18 protein-coding genes are annotated in these 23509 nt (G+C 43.3%); 5 read left to right on the top strand and 13 right to left on the bottom strand.

All coding sequences use genetic code 11. The features are described 5' to 3' along the window. Positions 1–58 precede the first annotated feature (58 nt). Together ACS8FB_RS08350 and ACS8FB_RS08345 are read right to left on the bottom strand one after the other, a co-directional pair. Positions 59–526 (bottom strand): universal stress protein, encoded by a 468-nt coding sequence (locus ACS8FB_RS08350; protein WP_299217846.1) that lies wholly within the window; start codon positions 524–526, stop codon positions 59–61. Between the two features lie 179 nt (positions 527–705). Continuing rightward, positions 706–1167, bottom strand: a complete 462-nt coding sequence (locus ACS8FB_RS08345) for a universal stress protein (RefSeq protein ID WP_439262074.1) — start codon at positions 1165–1167, stop codon at positions 706–708. Between the two features lie 301 nt (positions 1168–1468). On the opposite strand from ACS8FB_RS08345, the gene ACS8FB_RS08340 reads away from it, so the two are divergent. Further along, positions 1469–4546 (top strand): insulinase family protein, encoded by a 3078-nt coding sequence (locus ACS8FB_RS08340; RefSeq protein ID WP_439262072.1) that lies wholly within the window; start codon positions 1469–1471, stop codon positions 4544–4546. 90 nt (positions 4547–4636) lie between these two features. On the opposite strand, the gene ACS8FB_RS08335 is transcribed toward ACS8FB_RS08340, so the two are convergent. Together ACS8FB_RS08335 and ACS8FB_RS08330 are read right to left on the bottom strand one after the other, a co-directional pair. Then, positions 4637–5200: an NUDIX hydrolase gene (locus ACS8FB_RS08335; RefSeq protein WP_299217841.1), complete on the bottom strand. Its 564-nt coding sequence runs from the start codon at positions 5198–5200 to the stop codon at positions 4637–4639. A gap of 393 nt (positions 5201–5593) precedes the next feature. Continuing rightward, entirely contained in the window at positions 5594–6109 is a 516-nt protein-coding gene (locus ACS8FB_RS08330) for an HPP family protein (protein ID WP_439262070.1), read from the bottom strand. Between the two features lie 195 nt (positions 6110–6304). On the opposite strand from ACS8FB_RS08330, the gene ACS8FB_RS08325 reads away from it, so the two are divergent. Beyond that, positions 6305–7042 (top strand): NUDIX hydrolase, encoded by a 738-nt coding sequence (locus ACS8FB_RS08325; protein WP_439262068.1) that lies wholly within the window; start codon positions 6305–6307, stop codon positions 7040–7042. 234 nt (positions 7043–7276) lie between these two features. On the opposite strand, the gene ACS8FB_RS08320 is transcribed toward ACS8FB_RS08325, so the two are convergent. Together ACS8FB_RS08320 and nhaA are read right to left on the bottom strand one after the other, a co-directional pair. After that, positions 7277–8632, bottom strand: a complete 1356-nt coding sequence (locus ACS8FB_RS08320; protein ID WP_439262066.1) for an oxygenase MpaB family protein — start codon at positions 8630–8632, stop codon at positions 7277–7279. Between the two features lie 143 nt (positions 8633–8775). Continuing rightward, positions 8776–9975 (bottom strand): Na+/H+ antiporter NhaA, encoded by a 1200-nt coding sequence (gene nhaA / locus ACS8FB_RS08315; protein ID WP_439262064.1) that lies wholly within the window; start codon positions 9973–9975, stop codon positions 8776–8778. A 588-nt stretch (positions 9976–10563) separates the two neighbouring features. Between nhaA and ACS8FB_RS08310 the strand changes: the two genes are divergently transcribed. After that, positions 10564–11319, top strand: a complete 756-nt coding sequence (locus ACS8FB_RS08310; RefSeq protein WP_058369498.1) for a TSUP family transporter — start codon at positions 10564–10566, stop codon at positions 11317–11319. 164 nt (positions 11320–11483) lie between these two features. Here ACS8FB_RS08310 and ACS8FB_RS08305 read toward each other — a convergent pair whose 3' ends face one another. The 3 genes from ACS8FB_RS08305 to radC form a co-directional block, all read right to left on the bottom strand. Further along, positions 11484–12860, bottom strand: a complete 1377-nt coding sequence (locus ACS8FB_RS08305; RefSeq protein WP_299217831.1) for a dicarboxylate/amino acid:cation symporter — start codon at positions 12858–12860, stop codon at positions 11484–11486. A 576-nt stretch (positions 12861–13436) separates the two neighbouring features. After that, positions 13437–16346: an acyl-CoA dehydrogenase gene (locus ACS8FB_RS08300; RefSeq protein ID WP_439262061.1), complete on the bottom strand. Its 2910-nt coding sequence runs from the start codon at positions 16344–16346 to the stop codon at positions 13437–13439. 323 nt (positions 16347–16669) lie between these two features. Next, positions 16670–17350 (bottom strand): RadC family protein, encoded by a 681-nt coding sequence (radC, locus tag ACS8FB_RS08295; protein ID WP_439262059.1) that lies wholly within the window; start codon positions 17348–17350, stop codon positions 16670–16672. A gap of 139 nt (positions 17351–17489) precedes the next feature. On the opposite strand from radC, the gene coaBC reads away from it, so the two are divergent. Then, positions 17490–18911, top strand: coding sequence for a bifunctional phosphopantothenoylcysteine decarboxylase/phosphopantothenate--cysteine ligase CoaBC (coaBC, locus tag ACS8FB_RS08290; RefSeq protein ID WP_439262057.1), 1422 nt, complete (start codon positions 17490–17492; stop codon positions 18909–18911). A 33-nt stretch (positions 18912–18944) separates the two neighbouring features. Further along, the gene (locus ACS8FB_RS08285) at positions 18945–19745 is read left to right on the top strand and encodes a TSUP family transporter (RefSeq protein ID WP_439262055.1); all 801 of its coding nucleotides are present in this window, start codon (positions 18945–18947) and stop codon (positions 19743–19745) included. Positions 19746–19916: 171 nt separating this feature from the next. Here the strand turns inward: ACS8FB_RS08285 and ACS8FB_RS08280 are convergent, their stop codons facing one another. The 4 genes from ACS8FB_RS08280 to ACS8FB_RS08265 form a co-directional block, all read right to left on the bottom strand. Further along, a complete protein-coding gene (locus ACS8FB_RS08280; protein WP_439262053.1) occupies positions 19917–20123 on the bottom strand; it encodes a DUF2905 domain-containing protein in 207 nt (68 codons plus the stop codon). Between the two features lie 53 nt (positions 20124–20176). Further along, the gene (locus ACS8FB_RS08275) at positions 20177–21094 is read right to left on the bottom strand and encodes a histone deacetylase family protein (RefSeq protein WP_439262051.1); all 918 of its coding nucleotides are present in this window, start codon (positions 21092–21094) and stop codon (positions 20177–20179) included. 265 nt (positions 21095–21359) lie between these two features. Beyond that, positions 21360–22268, bottom strand: a complete 909-nt coding sequence (locus ACS8FB_RS08270; protein ID WP_439262049.1) for a YbjN domain-containing protein — start codon at positions 22266–22268, stop codon at positions 21360–21362. A 64-nt stretch (positions 22269–22332) separates the two neighbouring features. Next, positions 22333–23445 carry a hypothetical protein gene (locus tag ACS8FB_RS08265; protein ID WP_439262047.1) on the bottom strand — a complete coding sequence of 371 codons (1113 nt, stop codon included), beginning with the start codon at positions 23443–23445 and terminating at the stop codon, positions 22333–22335. Between the last annotated feature and the right edge of the window lie 64 nt (positions 23446–23509).

The following is a 23509-nucleotide window of genomic DNA, read 5'->3' as shown; positions in this document are numbered from 1 at the left end:
CAAGTAGCTACGGTGCGCTTATTTTATTTATTAATAAACAAGACCTATATCAACTCTATTAGCTGCGTTTTGATACTGGTTTATCAAGCCTGACGACTAAACTGTCACAGGGTACATTTGGCAGAATGTTATCTGCGGTCGCACCGCTAATCCATGCAGCAATACCATGGCGTTCATGACGACCAATGACCAATAGATCAACCTCATTTTTATGGCAGTAATTAACGATGCCTTCACTGTTAGAGATGGCAGTCGTCACTTCAGAGTTTACCGCATTTAAATCATTACGCTCCAAAAATTGGGCCAGTTTTGCCCGTGCTTCTTGGCAGCGCTCATCATCAATCTCATCATATAGGCTTGAGGCAGGTACCAATTCATAACCAAAGCCAACCATGGTATCCTTGACGATATGTAATACTGATAGCTTGGAGCCAGGACGGTTATCAACGATGCGTTTGGCTTTTTGAGCAACTATGTCGGCATCAGCCAATAAGTCAGTGACTAGTAAAATATGTTGGTAACTCATGAGGGTCTCCTCGTAGCAAGTAGTTTTAACTATAGCACTACTGATGACTGCTGTTAAGTAGTGAGTTGCACTCTTTATTATATTCTTTAAAGGCACCGTTTAAATTACTTATTAGCCTATTTAACAGCATTTAATTGGCTGCAATATTTTAAGCAAACGGTCATATGGTTACGATGACCTTACTCAAGTACTGGCTGATTAAGCTTGACCACCAAGCTATCACAAGGCGTGTTAGGCAAGATATTATCTGCTGTTGCCCCAACCAGCCACGCAGCGATACCATGTCGTTCATGACGCCCGATAATCAATAAATCAACGTTTTTTTCATGACAATAATTGATGATGCCTTTGTCATTGGAGATAGCAGCAGTCACTTCAGAATTGACCGCCTGTAAATTATTACGCTTAAGAAAGAGCGCAAGCTTGGCTCGGGCCTTTTGCCAGTGCTCACCATCATTATCTCCTGATAGGCTAGACGCTGGTACCAGCTCATAGCCAAAACGCACCATATCATCTTCAACGATATGTAAGACCGATAATTTGGCTTTAGGAGAGCCTGCTAGGATACGTTTGGCTTTTTGGGCGACTATATCAGCATCAGATAACAAGTCAGTAACCAATAAAACATGTTGATAGCTCATAATGTGCTCCTATTGATGGATAATTTAATACTAGCAGTACTGGGCATCTTTGTTAAGGGATAAAGCCATATTTTAATTGTGGTTATTGTTACGTTGATGGTGGTTTGGCGTCGACAGACTTGACTTATCAATGCATTAGCCCCATCTATAAGCGCTAAGTTAGTTTTTAAATAATTCACTGACAATCAACGTTTAATCACTAAATATTAAAAATATTTGGCACAATTTTGAGGCTAGACTCTCATATTTACCCAGCTCATTGAGCGCTATCTACATTATATTATAAGCTATAAGGATAACTATGACTGACACACCGTTTACCGCTGACTTAACGTTGCATCCAGCATTTGAGCTGATTGAGCATCGCCATGTTGAAGCACTATCAATGGATGTGCTGATCAGTCAGCACATCAAAACTGGCGCGATGCATTATCATTTAGCGCATCCAAGTGATGAAAATGCGTTTTTGGTGGGCTTTCGCACCCAGCCTATGGATTCAAAAGGTGAAGCGCATATCTTAGAGCACGTGGCCTTGTGTGGTTCTGAGAAGTTCCCGGTACGTGATCCGTTCTTTTCGATGATTAAGCGCTCATTAAATACGTTTATGAATGCAATGACCGCGGCTGATTGGACAGCGTACCCGTACGCCACTCAAAATAAAAATGACTATTTTAACTTGCTTGCTGTCTATCTTGATGCGTCGTTTTTTCCCAATATTCATCCGCTTGATTTTGCTCAAGAAGGCATCCGCGTAGAGCTTGACGAAAATGATAAGCCGCAGTTTAAGGGCATTGTCTTTAATGAGATGAAGGGCGCGATGAGCGGTGAGATTGATCAGTTATATCATACGGTCGCGCATCATTTGTTCCCAACGACGACGTATCATTATAATTCAGGCGGCGATCCTGCTGATATTCCAGACTTGACCCATCCTGAACTGGTTGAGTTTCACCGCAGTCATTATCACCCATCAAACAGCGTCATTATGAGCTTTGGTAATATTCCAGTAGCTGAGACGCAAGCGAAAATCCACGACGATGCCTTGAGCCAATTTGAAGCAGGTAAAAAGCATGTGTCACGTCCAGAGCAGCGTTTGTCTGCACCCATTAGCGCTGTCGATACTTATACCGCTGACGAAGCCGGTCCTGATCAGACCCATCACGTGGTGGCGTGGTTACTGCCATCGATTACCGATCCCAAGCAGCGTTTGGCTCTGCGCTTATTAGAAGGCGTGTTGGTCGAACACTCAGGTTCTCCATTACGTGCGTATCTAGACAGTCATCCACTGGGCAAGGCACCAAGTCCGCTATTGGGACTTGATGACAGTCATTACGAGATGGTGTTTTATACCGGTCTACGTGGTTCAAACCCCGAGCATGCCGAAGCGGTAGAGCAGGGTATTATTGATTTGCTGACTGAAGTTGCAAGCAATCCAATCGATGATGACACCATTGAAACCATCTTGCACCAAATCGAGATCGATCAGCGCCATATCGGCGGTGATAGCATTCCTTACGGTCTAAATTTAATGCTAGAAGGCTTTAGCACCGCCATTCACGATGGCAACCCTATTGATGTCTGGGAGGTCGATGAGCATTTGCAATGGCTACGTGAACAGGTAAAAGATAAGCAGTGGCTACCTAATTTAATTAAACAGCATTTACTTGATAATCAGCATCGTGTCCGCGTGACATTAACGCCAGATAGTGAAAAATCAGCCCGTCTGGCAGCAGCTGAGCAGACTCGTCTTGATACCATCGCTATGGATTTGACCGCTGATGATAAAGATATCTTGCACAAGCAGGCGCTGGATCTAGCAGCGCGTCAAACTGCACCCGATGATGTCAGCCTCTTGCCAAAAGTTGGCCTAGAAGACGTACCAGCAGATATCAGCTTTAAAAAAGGCACGCAAAAGCCTGTGCGTTTAAGCGGGCAAGACAGTACCTTGTTTGAGTATGAGGCAGGTACCAATGGCCTCTATTATTATCAAGTAATTGTGCCGTTGACTGATGCGATCGGTGAGCATAACCATGATGAATTACCGGTTAATGAAGTGATTAATCACCCACTGCTGCCTATTTATCTAAGTTTATTATCTGAGCTGGGTACGGACTCCTTAAGTGCTCATGAGCTGCAAGCGAAACAAGCTGCACATTCCTCAGGAGTAACGGCGCGTATTAGTCAACGCACCAATATTGATGATAGCCAATCTATCAGTAGTTATTTTGTCGTCGCAACGCGTGCGCTAAACCGTAAACCTGAAGCGATTGACTTGCTCAAAGAAGTGATGGAGCATAGCGTCTTTACCGAGCATGACCGAATCAAAGAGATCTTGCAGCAGCGTCAAGCCAGCTGGCAATCGAACCTTGCAGGATCAGGCCATGCTTATGCCATGCAAACTGCCAGTCGTGGTATGAGTCGCCAAGCGCAGCTAGAATATGTGCGCAGTGGTCTGCCAGCACTCAATGCGCTGAAAGCGTTTTTGACGCAGGCAAGTACCGATGAGGCGCAGTGGGACAAGTTGGCAAGTAGCTTGATGGACTTGCATCAGCGTTTGATTAGTTTGCCTAAGCACGCGGTTATCATCTGTGAAGCGGAGCAAACCGAACGCTTAAGCAACCTGATTGTCGATAGCTGGCAAGACAGCAGTGCCCAAAAGCTAGCCGAAAAGTTGCAAGGTTCTGATGCTGGCATTGAAGATAATATCCCAAGCGAGTTTGCAGACTTGCAACTTGATCCGGCATTAAATGGCGGACAAGACGCGGTGAGAGCTATAGAAAGCGGTACTACTGCCGATGTTGAAGACTTAGCTTGGCTAGTGCCGACCAACGTCTATCATAATGCTAGCGCTTATACCGCTCCGGCCGCTGACCATCCAGATACGGCAGCGCTTATGGTATTAGCACCTTACTTACGTAATGGGTACTTGCATAGTGCTATTCGCGAGCGCGGCGGTGCTTATGGTGGCGGAGCTGGTTACGATGCCAATGCTTGCGCATTTAAGTTCTTTAGCTACCGTGATCCGCATTGTGCCGAAACCTTTGCGCACTTTGATGCCAGTATTGAGTGGTTGTTAAACGAGCCGCAAACGGCTGAACAGCTAGAAGAAGCCATCTTAGGAATTATCTCAGGGATGGATAAACCAGGCTCGCCAGCAGGTGAAGCGATTAAAGCCTGTTTTGCTGATCTTCATCAGCGCAGTGCAGACTGGCAACGTAAGATGCGAGCCGCCATTTTGGCCGTGACGGTCGAGGACTTACAGCGTGTGGCCAAGCAGTACTTGCAGGGCCAAAAGCATGTACGTGCCGTACTCGCGCCCTATGATAAAGAAGACAGTGTCAAAGATTTGGGCTTTAAAGTTTGCAAAATTAAAAGCTAGAGCAGTAGAGGCTATAAGGTAGTAAAAGACAGTAAATAGCATACAAAAAGCCAAGCATTACGCTTGGCTTTTTGTTATTTTGCCTCTGATTCAATAGCGCTTGATACTTTGATCCTTACCGATAAGGTCTTGATGAATAGGAAAGTCAGACAAATCATCGAACTGCTTACGATCTGCAAAATAGCTGGTCAATGTACGGCGTACCGCCTCAAAGGCAATTTTGTCCCATGGAATGTCCTCTTCACTAAACAAAGCACAGTCCAAGCTCTCAGAACCAATACCGTAGGCGCCATCCTTTAGATCAGTCAAATAAATACTATAGATTTGGCCAATATCTGGAATGTCATAAATACAGTACAAATGAGGATTGAGGACAACGGCGTCGGCTTCTTCAAAGCTTTCTCGTGCGGCACCTTCAGCCATGGTTTCACCATTTTCCATAAAACCTGCTGGTATGGTCCATAAACCATATTGAGGCTCGATAGCACGGCGACATAGCAGCACTCTGTCTTTGTGTACTACTAAAGAGCCACAAATTACCTTTGGGTTTTCGTAGTGAATGTAACCACAGTTTGGGCATACCAGACGCGGTACATTATCAGTCGCTGGTATCTTGCGTTCCGCTTCATGACCACATGCTAGACAATAGCGCATATCAACTGCCTTATTTTGATGAGATAAAAAGAGTGGTAAAAGATGTTTAATTTTTAGAATGTTTTTACTGACGTCATGTTTTTAGCTTTTATAAGTATAGCCAACAGGTATAACTCTAGGTCTAAACATTATTTTGAGTTTAAATGTTGTCGTAAATGTAAACGTTGTTTTAAGATAGCACAAAACAAGGCAATGCTGAATAATGGTAACATGAACACGTCATTTATCTGCAATAGAGCAAATATGACTCCGATGTTACGCCAGTTATTTACCCTTATAAGATATGACGGGCTTGATTAAGAATAGCCAGTCACGTAAAAGTGGGGTAGTGATGACCAGATTGGGCTAATCTAAACTACAAAGAAGGATGTGGCTTAGTATGTCTTAGCGACATTACCAATATCTTGGATAGTGTCTGCCTCTACCGATGTTGTTATAAATCAGGGCAACGACAACCAAGGCGAGCGCACCTACCAGTGTTGGAGTGACCAAAAAATGCCATTTAACACCTCCAAGCATGACAATTAGTGGGTTTGAGCCTGCGGGCGGGTGCGGTACCCGAAACAATAGCATAAGCGCAATGGCAGTACCGACAGCGAGTGCCAAGCTCCACCACTCAATACCAAATATCGTCATAAATGCTAAACCAGTAAAAGTGGTAATAAAATGACCGCCAACAATATTTCTTGGCTGAGCAAATGGGCTTTCTGGATAAGCAAAAATAAGCAAGCAACTGGCGCCAAATGAGCCCAAAATCATAGCAACATTTTGCCAATTACCAATTAGGGCCAGCGCTGCGGTTGCCAATGTACCGCCTAGCCAAGCCAGTCCAATGATAACTAAAGGCAGTCTTTGCGGGCAATCATCTATTCTGCCCTGCATCTTATTTAACGAAAAAATCTTATTCACTAGCGTTTCCTAAATAATATACTGATAAATTTAGCGACTTGATTGATGATAAGTCTTATTATTTTTGAGAATTTTTTATAGATAACCTAGCTTAATGACACTGAACACTGAACACTGAACACTGAACACTGAACACTGAACACTGAACACTGAACACTGAACACTGAACACTGATAAAGATATAGGCCAATAATAATGTTAATACCTTCGCAGTCTGCACAATTTGATAAACTGTCAGTCGCTGTCCCCACGTTTATTCGTCACCCTACGCTTAGAACATTGGCTGAGCGAGTACAGCATGAGACTTTAAATGCTGTCACCAGTCCTGCGGTATATCATTCTTACAGTACCTCCCGTAGTGCCCGTATTTTGGACAGTCTATACCAAACGCCAATCGCTGATGCGTCGATATTGGTGGCCATCACTCATGAGCGTCATCCTAAGCTACTCTTGACACGTCGCGCCGCGCACATGAACAGTCACGCAGGGGAGGTCTCCTGTGCTGGTGGTAAGTATGAAGTAGGTGATGGCAACAACGTTGTCACAGCCTTACGTGAAGCTTGCGAGGAGACAGCGCTACCACCAAATAAAGTGCAGCTACTGGGGCAATTACCTATTCAAACCTCTAAAAGCGGCATGAGTGTGCGTCCAATCGTGGCGCTCATTGCTCCAGGTTTGGTATTGGTGCCTGAGATGGGAGAGATATCACGCATCTTTTGGGCAGATTTTGAAACCTTACTTACTCAGCCAACTGTAGAATATGCAGTAGAGTATGCGATACAAGATCAAGTGGCGACGATGCTGACACCCAGCTGGCAAGTAGACGGTGAGACAGTATGGGGGCTAACAGGACGCGTTATCGCAAGTCTACTAGAAACTGGGTTCGATCGGCAGCTTGAATGGTACTACCGCATACAAGATAGTAGACTATAAAAGTTGTCAGCTTATAAGCGCTTACGTATATTTATCTAATAAAAAAGCATTACTTAGGTTTTTTGTGGATTTATTATAGTTACTGTTCGCCTTGTTGATAATGCTTTTAGATATTCTATTTACTACTAATAATATTCGCGACCTATAATCGATATTAAATAAAGTGGTTACAAGGCTCCATGATGCGTGATTGGTACAAATTTTACTTACTTGCTGTTTGTCAGCTGGCACTTTTTATTGATAATAATCATCGTTTTTCTTGAGCCACCAGTTCATATTGTCTTGGCGTTTAGCGCGAAACTGCTCAAGCTTATCAGCGATGCCACTGTTATGCTGGCGGGCTGTATCAAGCGCAAACAAAATAGGCACTGAGGACAATACCCCAAAACGTATCTTTGATCTGGGTAGATCTAGTCCATCGCCGATATCATCACCGACTAAGGTGCGGGTCACACTGGCATTCACCATCTCAACGAAGCGTCCACGTCGATTGTCCTCGCCCATTAGCTGACGTGGCAAGTCGTGCAAAGCTTTGGCAAGTGGCCGACCCATCTTAAAGTCAAGCTGTTGAATAGATAAGTAGGTGTATAGCCACTCCCAGCACGCAGACTCATCTTTTGGTAGGCGCTGTAAGTCAACCCCCATCCAATAACTGGCAAGATTCCACAGATGTAAGATACCTTCAGCTTCTTCTTTACTGATACGCGCCCCCAATAACTGCAGTCCGCGCATAATCAATAACGAAAATTGCAAATGGGTAGCGATCATGTCTGTCTGATTGATGGGGACGCCCCAATAGGCCGTATTCCAAGTTCCATCAGGATTATGATGCTGATCAGCATTTGGTATAACACCTTTGGCCGCGTTGCCTTTGCCTTTGAGTAAGTTTTGCCGTACCAAGGTATGAATTTGGCGGACATTGATAGACTGTCGCCAGCCCTCAGATCCAATCGCCAACACCTGATCAATAGGCTTGCGGTTATTGCGCGCGCTAGAATCTAGTTGCGGGTGTTCAGATACAGCCAATATATAAGCATAGGTACGCATTAAGCGTGGCAATGCATCGTGCATCAAAGCGCCAGTCTGGATGAGCGGTAAGGAGAGAGCAGGGATACTATAGCCTGCCATGAGCGCAACATTACGCAGTAGCCAGATGAGCATTAACGGATAACGGCGGTAGGCGACTGCCCCAATCTGTGCAAGCTTGGGATCAAACCAATCAGGGTGGCTACTAAATTGCTCGGTTAACAAGCCAAATGAAGGGTTGGTTGCAAGATTGACGTTTGACTGGTCATCGATGATAAGTTTTTGTAAAGGTTTTGCAAAACGCACACCGTCAGTTGCTAAGGCATCTGCTAGTGGGTCCCCAATGTCGTAGCCTGCTACCATCTCGTCTAATAGATTTTGTGAGACAGTAAAGTCTTTAGGTAGCAGATAACGTCTGATACGGCGCAGAACTTGTAAATCGCTATGATCTGTAATCGCAGTAGTACGCCCATGACGTTGATAGCTCTGTACAGATGCTTTGTCTGATACTAGCGGATCACTAGGCGTAGTAGGGTCATTTATAAAGGAGTTTTTGGGTTTCATAATTATAATGTACCATCATGACGGCTGCTAATGGTAATCAGTGGCCATAACAGCCGTCATAAACCGTTGGCACCTAATGAGTCTTTCTTTATAACAGAAGACTCATAGTCGTGCTGATGGTATCTAAACCGTTGGCTTAAATATCAATGGCGTGTTAAATCTACTGATGTACCGCTAACGCTGTCTTTTAAGCTTAATTTGAGCATGATATAACCGGCAACACCAGATACGATCGAGCCCATAATAATACCTAAACGCTCATCAAATAACGAGGTGTCGCCTGCAAATGCCAGACCTCCAATAAACAAACTCATCGTAAAACCAACGCCGCATAATAAGGCTGCACCATAAATCTGCTTATAATCCATGCCTCTTGGCATCGTCGATATACCAAGTTTAAAGATGAGCCAGCACATGACCATGACACCTACTTGCTTACCGATAAACAGTCCTGCGGCGATACCAAGGGGTACTGAATGGAATAGCTCAGCAAGCCCTGCACCTTTGAGTGAGATGCCTGAATTGGCAAACGCAAACAGTGGCAAAATACCATAAGAAACCGTGTTTTGTAGATCGTGTTCAAGCTCCTCAAGCGGCGAATGTTCAGGGTCCGTACGGTCAAACAATGGAATGAATAACGCTAAAACGACACCTGCTAGCGTTGCATGAATACCAGATTTGAGTACGGCTATCCACATGATAACGCCAATAAGTAAATAGGGCGTGAGACTAGTGATATTTCGGCGATTAAGTAAATATAAAAATGGCAGACACAAGCCTGCGACGGCTAGTGAGCTTAACGATAACTCGCTCGTATAAAATAAAGCAATGATTAAAATAGCACCGATATCATCAAAGATAGCAATAGATACTAAAAATACTTTTAAGGAGTTAGGTACGCGGTTACCAAGCAGACTTAAGATACCAAGAGCAAAGGCAATATCGGTTGCAGCTGGAATAGCCCAGCCTTTCCAAAACTCAGGTTCATTGTAATTAAAAAGTAGATACACAATAGCTGGCACAATCATGCCGCCTATTGCGGCTCCAGCTGGTAGGATAATCTGTTTAACATTGGACAACTCGCCAATAAGCACTTCGCGTTTGAGCTCAAGCCCAACTAAAAAAAAGAAAACTGCCATCAAACCATCATTTATCCAATGATGAGCATCTTTGGCAATTCCAAAATCGCCTATTTGAATGGCAACAGGTGCGTGAATAAAAGATTCGTACCAAACATTGAGAGGACTATTGGCGACGATCATGGCTGCGATAGCCGCCAAAGCTAATACAATACCACCTGAAGCATCGAGGTTAAAAAATGCCCTAACTTTTTGTATTGCCATATCATCCTCATTTGTTAAATACATACTATAAACGTAAACGTCTATCTGATAGCTTTATAATACCGCTGATAGCTCGCTTTAGTTTCTCATAATTTCATCAATATAAACAATAAAATGCGTTAAACAACATATATCAGCTTATCGCATCTTATTATGACAGGCGATATAAAAACGATAATAAGATTGATAACGCTATTACGACCTAATAAATACCTTAAGTCTATCTTCTTTTTTGATGTTTTTTCATTACTAAAAAGTATTCTATGTTTTATGATAGATACTGACAACCGTTATACATAAGATGCAGTTGTCTTAGACAGATTTGCGAGCGTTATCATAAATTATAATGTTACGACATGATAGTGTTTACCGTTAAGTACGCCTATAATCGTGACAAAAAAAACCAACAGACTTTGTTGCGTTTTTGGTTTTTTTACAGTTTTAACTTTATAATAAGTCGCTTTTCAACCAATACCTCAACCCATCCACTATTCTATTTTAATATTTATGTTGATATTAAAGGCCGCTTGGCTAGCGGTCTAGTGTTTTTGGCTGTTTTTATGAGAATTTTATAACAAGGCCATCTCTATGGACGTATCTTTAACCCTAGAAATCATTTTAATGCTCACTGCAGTGGCGGCGCTCGCCGGTTTTATCGATGCTATCGCAGGTGGTGGTGGACTGCTTACTATACCAGCAATGCTACTGGCCAATATACCACCAGTGCTCACTTTAGGCACCAACAAGTTACAGGCTGCCTCAGGCGCCTTAGCGGCCTCCATTACCATGGTTAAAAAGGGGGTGGTCAAACCCCAGCGTATAAAGATCGCCATTATTGCCGCTTTTATCGGTTCAGTTATTGGCACTATCGCTGTACAACTATCACCACCTGATCTGTTAGAAAGGCTGATTCCATTTTTGATTGCCGCTATTGGAATCTATACTTTGTTTGCGCCTAGACTCGGTGAAGTAGAGGCTGCACCGCGTATTTCAGAAAGTAAGTGGCAAAAAGTCGTGGCGCCATTGATTGGATTTTATGATGGTTATATAGGACCAGGTACGGGTATGTTCTTTGCGCTAGGTAATGTCGCTTTGCGAGGTCGGCAGATTATTGAAGCGACTGGAGCTGCCAAGGTATTGAACTTATCTACCAATATTGGCTCACTGATATTTTTTATTTTAGGTGGTAATGTGCTTTGGAAAGTGGGGCTGGCTATGATGGTCGGTCAAACAATAGGCGCCTATTTTGGCTCGCATATGGTGGTCAAAGGCGGTAGTAAGCTGATTCGACCAGTGATTGTATTGGTGTGCTTGGCGATGTTGACTAAATACGTATTCGGTTAGGCTGATAGCCAATAACCGCCAATGCTCTACAGATACTATAAAACAGCTACAAAAACCAAGATATAAAAAAACCCCAAACTAATTAGTCTGGGGTTTTTTATATTTTAGAATATCAAGTTGTCCTACTATTGCGTGTCATTTTTTTACGAGTAATTTATGAGTAGTTATTTGCGACGATCGACATCATCGTACTCACTACCCATCAATCCATCGCTAAAGACCTGCGAAAATTCACGCTCATTATCTTCATCAATATGACCATCAAATACATCTTTTGCACCAGCATGAGGGTCATTATAGATGGCAAGATCCATTTTGTTTTCTGACTTTGCCACAATTGTTGTCACCGCTGCATCACCGCCAACGTTCACTGCAGTACGCAACATGTCTAAGATACGATCCACACCTAAGATCAGACCAATACCTTCAATAGGTAAGCCTACTTGAGCAAATACCATTGATAGCATGATTAGACCTACCCCTGGTACACCTGCTGTGCCAACAGAGGCCAATACTGACATCAAAATAACAGTCAGATATTCGGTAATGCCCAAATCAACCCCATAAATATTGGCAATAAAAATAGTCGCAGTACCTTGCATGATCGCTGTACCATCCATATTGATGGTCGCCCCAAAAGGCACAGTAAACGATGCAACTGAGTTATTGACCCCCATACGCTTGGTCACGGTGCGTAAGGTAATAGGAATGGTGGCGTTTGAGCTTGAGGTACTAAATGCAAAAATCTGTACTTCGCGCATCTTGGCTAAGAAGGTCTTGATTGATAAACCTGAGAATAGCTTGAGTACAATCATCATTGTAATGAAAAAATGGAAAGCAAGAGAGCCTACCAGTACAGCGACATAACCGAGCAATGACCAAATAAGATCCAAACCAAGCTCAGCCATGGCCTTCGTTAAAAGTGCAAATACACCATAAGGGGCAAGGTTCATAATGATGGTGACCATCTTTAAGATGACTTCATTTATAAGCTCTAAGCTTTGCACCAAGCCTTTAGCAGGTTTACCAACCATCAAAATACTAATACCAATCAAAATAGCAAAGAAGATAATAGACAACATATCCCCGTTTGCCATCGCGCTGATGGGATTTGATGGGATGATGTTGGAGAATACATCCAGTAGTGGCGGCGCAGATTTGGCTTCAAAAGCAGCTTCGGTTTCGATATCCATCCCTTTACCGATGCCAAACAAAATACCAAGCCCAATCGCAGTCGCAATCGCTAAGGCTGTCGTCATCATATAAATAAGAAAAGTTTTGGTACCAATACGGCCAAGTAAGCGAATATCACCAATACCGCAAACACCGCAAATAAGTGAGATTAATACTAAAGGTACCACCAGCATTTTTAGCGAGTTGACGAACAGCTTACCAATAATGGCAAAAAAGCCATTGGTCACATAGGTATTAACAAAGCTGCCTTCAGCGTTGAGTCCGGAATAGTTCAAAAATAAACCCAGTATAATACCGAGTACCATGGCAACAATAATCTTGCCTGTCAGTCCCATATTTTTCCACATAACTTATATCCTTGGTATACGTAACTTTTGGCAATAAAACTAATGATTAAATCAGTATGACTAATATCATAGTCATCATTATCAATCACATTAAAAGCCCTGTTACGCCTAAATTCTTTTTAGTCTCGTGTTTCGGTGGACAATATAAAAGAATTGTTAGGGGCACTGCAAGATTTTTTTCTCATCTAAGTCATATTTAATCATTGATATGACTGCCTACAAAAGCTATGTGCCCAAAGAATAGCTGTCATTTATTCTAAACATTTTGTTTTCGTTATGGAAACAAATTTTTTTACTTACTCTCACTCAGCAAATCGCTGATCAGTTTGATATATCCATTATGGGTTGAACATCTCTTAAGTACATAAACCTCACCAATACATTTTCAGACAAGGCTAGGCCTTGTACCATATATGCTTATGTTATTAGTGGTTTAATATAATTGTCCTAACATACAAAAATTTGATAGTGGCGCAGTCAAAAAAAGCAAGACTGCCATAGTTTGACAATCTTGCTTTTAATGTTTTTATTTTTGTAGCTTGCCCAGTTACTTAAAGGACATTAACTACGCTTTCATCATGCCTTATCGTCTTCTTCACGACGTAGCCCGTCTTGCCATTTAGAGCCTTGCGTAGAAACGTTTTCTCCCTCGCTACTCTCATGACCATTGTGGTCATTTAGATGCCCATCATCTGTGTCTAGTTGAGTATTAATACCTCTACTATGATTGTAACTCATGCGTTCGCTAAGCGTCGACTCAGCGTCACGACTACGATGATCAAGTGCTTCAGCTTCAGGGTTCGCTTCCTCAAAGTCAGTCTGTGCAGTGACTTCCTCGGCCATACTTTGTTCGCCAGCCATTTTGACATCGCCATCTGACTCATAACCATGAGCTGGATTGTCATCGCCAGTAGACTCAGTATCTTTGGTTGTATCATGACTAGCTGATATACCATTTTTAGCTTGAGCTGCGCTTTTGAGTTCAGCATAATCCGTCAGCTGATGTACCGCATTCTCTAAACTATGCGGATTAAAGCGCTCTTGTACATGTAATAGATGCTCATCAAGTACATCGGTAAGTAGCGAATCAAAGCGTAGTGCGTTGTATTTAATTAATTGCTCAGCCTCACTTTCAGTAATAACACCACTTTGGCTGGCATGGACTACGTGATCTTCAAAGGTTAAGCCCTCAAAGCTATCATCATGTTCTGCTTTTTTAAACTTTTGCCATAACGGTTCAACTTCGAGCAAGGTTTGATAAGCGTGTTCCATACGTCCAGTAACATCATCAGGATCAGTATTGTAGTACACCATGGTCTTGAGATAATCACGGAATGGGTTGGCTTCATGATCATCCATAAAGGTATCACCCAATTTGGCTTTTAGCTCATCACTAGCGGGCGTAAAGATACGTCCACTTGGGAATGTCACAAAGCTAACCACATTGGCCGCCATCCGATTAGGGAAGTTGGCAAAAAATGCAACAAAGGCTTCTTGAATAGTATATAGGCTATTTTGTAAGGCGACCTCTGCGTGTAAACGTTCTGCTTCTGACTTAGTACCATGCTCGTAAAACTGCAAAATAGCGGTGGCAATAAATAGATGACCATGAATATCAGCCAAGCGTCCCGACAGCATCTCTTTACGCTTTAAGTCTCCAGCGAGTAGGCCTAAGGCCATATCGGCAGTAAGAGCGAAACCAGCGCTCAAACGGTTGATATGCTTGTAGTAGGGGCGAGTGAAACCGTCTGCAAAGCTTGGCGCATTATTGCTACCCCCAACATATCCTGCAACGAAGGCTTTTGCTCCGCGGTTAAAGGTGTAACCTAAATGCTTAAAGAATAAATTATCAAACTGCTTTAGCGCATCTTTTTTATCTTCACTTTGCAATAATTGCAACTCATCGAAAAGATATGGATGACAACGCATAGCGCCTTGACCAAAGATCATAAGCGAGCGTGTCAGAATATTTGCACCCTCAACCGTGATAGAGACTGGAATAGCTTGATAAAGGGAGGCTAAAAAGTTACGCGGTCCCATTTGAATAGCACGACCACCAACGACATCCATACCATCATTGACGACTTCACGCATAGTCTCGGTTGCATAGTATTTCGCCATGGCCGTCATCACCGATGGCGTACCACCTTGGTTAAGACCGCAAGTAACCAGATGTCGAAACGCCTCTAACATATAGGTATTACTGGCTATACGACTGGTGGCATCTTGGACACCTTCAAACTTACCAACCGATATTTTAAATTGCTCACGAACTTTTGAGAAGGCACTGACTGATAAGTAACTCATCTCGCTCGCTGACGTCGAAAGCGCTGGCAAGGAGATGCCGCGCCCAACCCCAAGACATTCCATCAGCATACGCCAGCCGCGACCAGCATTTTCGACGCCGCCGATAATATAATCTAGTGGAATAAAGACATCTGTACCGTCAACCGTACCATTCATAAATGGTGAGCCACTCGGATAATGGCGTGGCCCCACGATGACGCCTTCATGGTTAGCAGGTATTAAAGCACAAGTAATACCGTAGTCGGTCTTACTAGGATCGCCAAGCAAGCCTTCTGGATCATGCATTTTAAATGCCAGTCCCACGACAGTTGCGATAGGCGCAAGCGTAATCCAGCGCTTAGAAAAGTTCATGCGCAGACCAAGCATATGCTCGCCTTCATGGGTACCGTAGCAAACCACCCCTGTATCAGGGATAGCGCCAGCATCAGAGCCCGCCTCAGGCCCTGTCAAGCCAAAGCAAGGCACTTCTTCGCCTATAGCCAGTCCAGGTAGCCAGCGCTGTTTTTGCTCATCGGTACCATAGTGCATGAGCAGCTCACCAGGACCAAGTGAGTTTGGCACCATACAGCTGACCGCAGCCGTTGAAGAGCGTGAAGCGATTTTACTCATTACGCGACTTTGAGCATAAGAGCTAAACTCTAAACCGCCATATTCCTCAGGAATGATCAAACCCAAAAAGCCATTGGCTTTAATAAACTGCCAAGTCTGCGGGGTTAGGTCTTTATAATCTTGAGTAATCTCCCATTCATCAAGCATGGCACATAGCGTCTCAACCTCATTGTCGATGAAGCTTTGTTCGCGTTCAGACAGCTTAGGGTAAGGGTAGTTGGCAAAGGTGTCCCAGTTTGGTGCACCCATAAACAACTCTTTTTCCCACCAGCTAGTACCCGCATCAAGCGCTTCGCGTTCAGTATCACTCATACTTGGCATGGCACCGCTTAAAGCTTTATAAACAGGCTTGGTAATAAGCGCTTGGCGTATGGGAGCAATCAACAACATCAAACACAAAAGCGCTATCGGAACCCCCAATATGAGCGACCATGGGCTTATAAACGCAGTAACTATGACAGTGATAATGGCAACGATACTACCAGTGACACGAGATAAAGACAGTAAAAATATGGCCAGGACAACGGCTAACTGAATGATTACTGCTAAAATAAATAAGCCAATCGCCATGACTGTCTCCTTGGCAAAACGTGGGTGAGAATCGGGAAATAAAAAATATCAAGTAGTATTAGTAATCAGAGTCGATAGTGAGCCAATCGTCATACATCTTATTTATATTATTTCTGAGCTTGTTCTTTTATCCTTGCTTGAGAGCCTGATTAAATCTAATCGTTTATTAAAACAGGCTATAAAGACAATTTTATCTACCAATATGAAATAGTTCTCGTAAACTATCAATAGACAAAATGCTACGCTATGTCGACAATATGTATCAGTCTATCTTCTTTTTTTAGTTTTTTTAAATAAAACGAAAAAATTTTGTGATATTTGAATTAAAAGGGAGACAAACAGTTTTCAGCGTAAGATAAGGTGTCGTTACGACCAACGATAATATGGTCTATAAAAGTGATATCAAGTAAATCACAGGCTTTTTTTAGCTCATAAGTTAACAGGTTATCTGCTGTCGATGGCTGTGCATCAGTATGAGGATGGTTATGAGCCACGATTAACTGACTGGTTGCATGGCTTAAGGCATGACGCAGTACGTGCTTGATGCATACTGAACAAGAAGAGATGCCACCAGTGAAGAGTATCTCAAAGTTCAATAGGTTCAGAGCATTATCGAGACAAAGTACGGCAAAGACCTCACGATGCTCGCCGCGTAATTGCGTACTGATATAGTCTTTGACTGCTTGTGAGCGCCCAAGCGCTTGACCAGTCTTGAGCTGACTGTCCAGATAGCGTGTACCCATCTCAAGCGAGGCTAATATTTGTGTATATTTGGCAGGTCCGATACCATGGCAGGCAAGTACCGTCTCTTGCGGTGCCGCTAGAAGCTCAGCGAGGCTACCGAATTGCTCAATCAGATGACGAGCAAGCTCGATAGCGGACTGTGATTGAGTACCAGTACGCAAAAATATTGCCAGAACTTCTGCATCAGTTAAATGCGCTGCACCAAATTTTAGCAGCTTTTCGCGTGGTCTGTCGTCTTCGTGCCAATCTTTTATAGCCACTATTTTTCCTTAAATATGGGTTGATTTTAATTAATTGAAAAAGCAAACAAAATTGGAAGAGAAAACTTTCCCCAATTTATCGCATAATTGTTACTATAAACGCAATTTTATCTTCTAACCTTTTATTGATGTTATGCCTATGTCTAATGTTGTGCTTGCTATTACTGGTGGTATTGCTGCTTATAAATCTGCTGTTTTTGCCCGTTTATTGATTAAAGCGAGGTTTGATGTGCGTGTCATTATGACGACAGGCGCGCAAGCCTTTATCACGCCGCTCACTCTACAAGCCTTGACTGGTAACGAGGTACACATCTCATTGCTTGATGAGCGCGCTGAGGCTGGCATGGGTCATATTGAGCTTGCCAAGTGGGCAGACTTAATAGTCATTGCCCCAGCTTCAGCCAATACCTTGGCTCGGTTGGCAATGGGAATGGCTGATGACCTATTGACTACAGTATGCCTTGCAACTACCGCACCAGTATTGGTTGCCCCAGCGATGAATCAGCAAATGTGGGCGCATCCAGCAGTAAGCTTAAATGTGCAGACGCTAGCTGATATGAATTATCATATTATTGAGCCTGCCAGCGGTGAGCAGGCGTGCGGTGATGTAGGGGCAGGGCGTTTGCCTGAGCCTGAGCAATTGTTAGCAGAGGTGCGCTTATTTAGTGCGCAGCAAACCATCCCACAGCATCTATTTGGTAAAACGGTCGTTATTACCGCAGGACCCACTGTTGAAGCAATCGATCCGGTGCGCTACTTATCTAATCATTCTTCAGGAAAAATGGGTTTTGCATTGGCACAGGCTTGCGTAGAAGCAGGCGCGCAAGTGACGCTCATCGCTGGCGGGAAAGTCGCGCTACCAACGCCGCTTGGAGTCACTCGTATTGATGTATTGTCTGCCGCAGAGATGTTAACGACTGCCCAGCAATGTGTTGCTGGTACGCATCCTGCTTTATTGTCCCTGACTGAAAATGAACAACATGATAGTCATGAGCACTACCATACGCACAGCCATGAACACGAACATGGCGACTGTGACTGCCATGAGCCGGACGATCAGATAGAGCAGCAAAGTATGTCGTTAGGAAGTATAACGTTAAACAGTAATTTGGATACATTGCCCTTAGATAACTTGCGCCATGCTGATATCTTTATTGCCACGGCAGCCGTCGCCGATTATCGTACTGAAGAAGCTGCCCCGCAAAAAATCAAAAAAACCCAAGATGCTATGGCACTAAATTTGGTCAAGAACCCTGACATCTTAGCGACTATTTCACATGCCTATCCTGATATGTTTGTCGTCGGTTTTGCAGCAGAGACGCAAGATGTAGAGCACTATGCACGCGGTAAGCTAGCTGCTAAAGATTTAGACTTGATTGCTTGTAACGATGTGTCACGCTCAGACATTGGTTTTGCCAGCGATGACAATGCGATGCAGGTGTTTTTCTCTCAGCGCTATACTCATGATACGGTGACATTAGAAAAAGCAAGTAAGGATAGGATTGCTGAGCAGCTCGCTACTATTATCGGCGAGACCCTGATGCAACGTCTTAATGGTTAATTACTTAGTTATTAGCATTAAGACGCAAATGATATGTCGGTTAGATCTACTGTGATGGATATAGCTGATAGCGATAGCACCCAAACGTTATTGCTGATTGCGATTTTTGCACTGGCATCACTACTGCATGGCATTAGTGGGCTGGGCGTAACGCTTGTAACGACGACTGCGCTTGCTAGCATGTACCCGCTGCCACATGCCATTGTCTTGGTGATATTCCCGTCGTTATTGCTTAATGCGATGACTTGGCTGGCTGGTGGCGGTCGTAGTATCTGGCAAAACTTTATTTATTACGGCAGACGCTATTGGCTGCTCGCGTTGACCAGCTTGCTCGGTAGTATTTTGGGTGCAAAGCTACTGCTGTGGGTAGATAGCGCTTATATTTTATTAGTATTAGCGGCTGTGATTGGCTTTTATGTGATAAGTGCATTACTCGGTAAGCAAATACGTCTGCCTGATACCAAGCCTGTGCTGATTATCGTTGGCTTTAGTGCAGGCATTATTGGCGGCGCGACCAACGCGATGTCGACCATACTAATGATGTACTTATTGTCTGCCAGTAACGATAAGAACACCATCGCTAAAGTCGGCAACATGTGTTATTTCTTGGGTAAAATTGCCCAAATCATCGTATTGCGTGAACCTATCATGGCGCTTAGCAGTGGTGAATGGCCGCTGATTACTCTGCTGAGTGTTCTGTCTATTGCCGCCCTTTTAGCCGGTATCCGCCTGCGTCGTTACTTACCGCAAGCACGCTTTCGTCAGCTTATTTTATTGATTCTCACGCTACTTGGTATACGTGTAGGCTGGCAGGGAATTACGGCATTTTTGTAGTATAGTCAGTACCAAATAGAATCGAGCCATCAATAATTACGTGCTACTGGTATAAATTTTCCTTGCGTGCTGCTGATACAGAGGCTGCGCAAAATTCATTCCAGTAGCACTGACTCTGTTTTAAAGTGAGTTGACTATAGGGAGTGCTTTTCAAGTTAACGTAAAATATGACTAGCGATTGAATAAATTTAACACAATAGTAGCGATGACACTGATGACTATCATCGTGACCACTGGAAAATAAACCCGTGTATTGCCTGAAGTGTGTTTGATATCGCCTGGCAGATTGCCTATCCACGAAAACGCGCTTGGAAACAGTAGCCAAATAACGCCAATAATAACCAGCACAATGCCTATAATTATCAATATTTTTGCCATATAAATCTCGCTAGTCGCTTTACGTTGTTTTGTCTCGATTTTCTATATGCTATTTAGCCGGCCATCGCACCAAAATACAGCTGCTGGGCGATCCGAAAGGTATTACAGTGCGCTTCAACCACATCTTCAACATCTTCTGAATAGCCACCGCCCATGACGACAGCAACTGGAATGCTAGCGGCTTTTGCTTGCTGCAAGACGTACTCATCGCGTGCCTTACAACCATCTTGCGTTAAGCCAAGTTTACCTAGCTTATCGGTCGCGAGCACATCGACTGCAGATTGATAAAAAATCATATCTGGTGCGACGTCGCTAATTAAACGTGGCAGCGTATCCATCAAAATCTGTAAATATTCTGCATCACCCGTATCGTTATCCAGCTCAATATCTAAGTCGGATATTTCTTTACGAAACGGATAGTTCTTAGCGCCGTGCATACTAAACACAAAAACGCGCGGCTCATCCGCCATAATGCTAGCGTTACCATTGCCTTGATGGACATCCAAATCAACGATTAAAATCTTTTGCGCCTGTCCACGGTCTAATAATAAATTACTGGCGATACAAACATCGTTAAAGACGCAAAATCCCTCGCCATGATCGGCAAACGCATGATGGGTGCCGCCTGCGACATTCATCGCTACACCGTATTGCTGGGCATATAACGCACATTCATAAGTGGCATGGGCAATATGGCGACCACGATCTACTAACGCTTCGGTCATCTCAAAACCGATAGGGCGCGCTTCTTTGCGTGGCAGCGTTTGGGTTTTAAGCTTATGCCAATAGTCCTCAGTATGAGTGGTTAATATCTCATTTTCTGTTAGACGCTTCGGTGCAAAAAAGTTATCGGTCGTGATAGTCCCTTCGTTAAGCAAGCGCTCAGGAATCATCGTATATTTTTGCATGGGAAAACGATGCTTGTCGGGTATGGAATAACGGAAGACTTCAGAGTAAGCAATTTTTAGCATAATGTTTAATTGTGTCGGTGTTTAAGAGGGTGATAAGGAGTTTGTGAAAGCATTTTTTATTATCTTTAATAGTTTAGAGGTTATAAAAGATAGGATTATAGTCTCTACTAAATAAAAGTGTTATACATCTCATCTGCATACGAGGCTGATAAAAATTTTCTTGCTTGCTGTGCCTACGCAGACAGAGGCTACGAAAATTTCTATCAGCCTCGCTTTAAGATTTTCAAAGTAAGTTTGTTGTGTTACTTTTTTAAATTGAGCATCTTTATTGAACAAATTGAGTCGGAAGAAAGAAGGTTCTAGAGTCTGCTTGCTGACGTAGCTCTATAAGTAACGTTTGCATATCTTCAGCAGGGTCTTGAGTATTGATTAAATCATCAAATATCTCGTAAGCGACCGTAGTCATGGCAATCACGCTTTGTAGCAGATGCTCAATGATATGATCATTAATGCCAACTGCTTCGACATCGATAGCATGTTTGTAGCGTATTTCGCCATCATTCACATCCATCTCTAAATTGCCAATCAGCATGTCATAATTAATTTGGGTAATAAGTAACATTGCTGCGTTTTGATGACTCTCTGGCACTAAGAACGGTAAGATCCCATAGACTGCTAGCAGATTGTTTTTCTCCTGCACGCGGAACAGATAGCCACATTCTAGTTGTTTATTGCGCATTCTTAAGGATAAATGGTGCGATTGCTGGCTGTCATTGGTTCTTGGCCGATAATGGGTGTAGTGCCATTGTTTGTCATTAAAATACTGCTTAAGATAATCGACAATAGCTATGTCAGTATTACGGCCTTGTTCGGCAGTCTGATTCGGTGTATCTGCTTTAGCATTCTCGCTATCTTTTTTATTATTACTGATGTCGCCGTTCGTGTCTGTTTTAGCAAAGCCTATGCTACTAGCATTTTTATCATTGGTCTTGTTATCACTAGGCTTTTTATTAGCCTTGGCACTATAAGCTCCAGCTTGTAAAGTATCAGTAGCAGTATCTTTATTAACATTAATATCTTTATTAATATCAGTATCGTTATCAACGCTAAATTCAGCTTTAAGTGACAACGATTGCTGCGACAATTTCACGTCATCAGCAACAGCCTGCGGTGCTGAAGCAGTCAGGAACCGTTTGAGTTTTTGCCATAAGCTGAGTTTATTATGTTGACTCATAGTTGTTGTACTAACTTAATAAATGAATAATATTAAAAGCTGATAAATAAGCTAAAACCTCGAATTAATTTTTGCTGAATACGAAACCATCTTTGATGTTAGGTTGCGCATAAAATGCTTGTAACATGTTATAGATATGAGTGGTAAGCCATGTACTTTCAAGAGCGTCATGCACGACAGGAAGTAGGGCGCTACTTAATTGCGTCATGGCCTCTTCATCAATATATGAGCTCGCTGCTACGCTCGCAATCGTATCCGACTGATGATTAGTGTACCAAGTGTCGACGCTAGCTGAGACAAGGCTGCGCAAGTAAGGCGACAAGCGCAGACGGTTATAGCTTTGTTGGATACTGGCTTCGATATGATCAATACTGCTATGGTCAGGCTCATCGTTTAAGTAGGTTTGTAGCTGGCTAATCGGTTGGTCTTTGATGCGTCCCCAACCTGTTATCAAGAGCCGAGCGACTTCTTCATTTGATAAGTGTGCTTGCGCATTCGCCTCTGCTCGGCGAGTTAAGTCTTTAATATTGCGATGCAAGTACGTCTGTAACTTTTCATCCAGGTTTCTGTTGGTTGCCTTCTCAAATGAGCTGCGTCCAAGCTTCATGAGCTTACCAACACCGCCTGCTTTATCCAGCGTGGTTTCCATAAAGTCGTTGATAGCGTGATATAGTGTTTGCGTCAACAAGTCTGCAAAGGTTTCATTGCCGACTAGCGTATGAATCAAGGCATTACGCTGCTCGTCATGGCTACCTATGTAATTGGCAAGAGTTTCAACCTGAGTATCATCCACTAGCTCAGATAAAGGTACGTTGTCGTTGACTGGATGATAAATGACCGTATGCAAGATATCGCGGATATCGGTGCGCATGACATCGCTCATCGGTTGGCTCAGTAGCCAGTCATTAATCAGGTGCTGCAAATCATCGGCGCTAACGTATTTATGTAGTGGCTGCGCGCCTAACCACTGCCAAGCCTCTAGAGCCATCGGCTCTGCTTGCTGCTGTAACCACTGCTGCATAAAGGCAACTTGAGCATCGATTAAGCTATCCATAGTTAGGCTAGCAGCTGATAAGCTTGCGCTAGGATGAGCAGTTGCAGCACCTGTATGAGGCGTTGGAATTTGAGTGTCTGATGCTTGAGTGTTTAGAGTTTGGTTATCTTTTGAAGTCTGCATAGGTTTTGAGGTCATAGTAATCGACAATTTGTTATACTGTGTGGATATAGTGAGCATAAAGTAT

The organism is Psychrobacter sp. 1U1, assembly GCF_051847535.1.
Lineage (GTDB): Bacteria > Pseudomonadota > Gammaproteobacteria > Pseudomonadales > Moraxellaceae > Psychrobacter > Psychrobacter saeujeotis.
The sequence above is the reverse complement of the archived record's forward strand: the minus strand, read 5'-3'. Positions and strand labels throughout refer to the sequence as shown.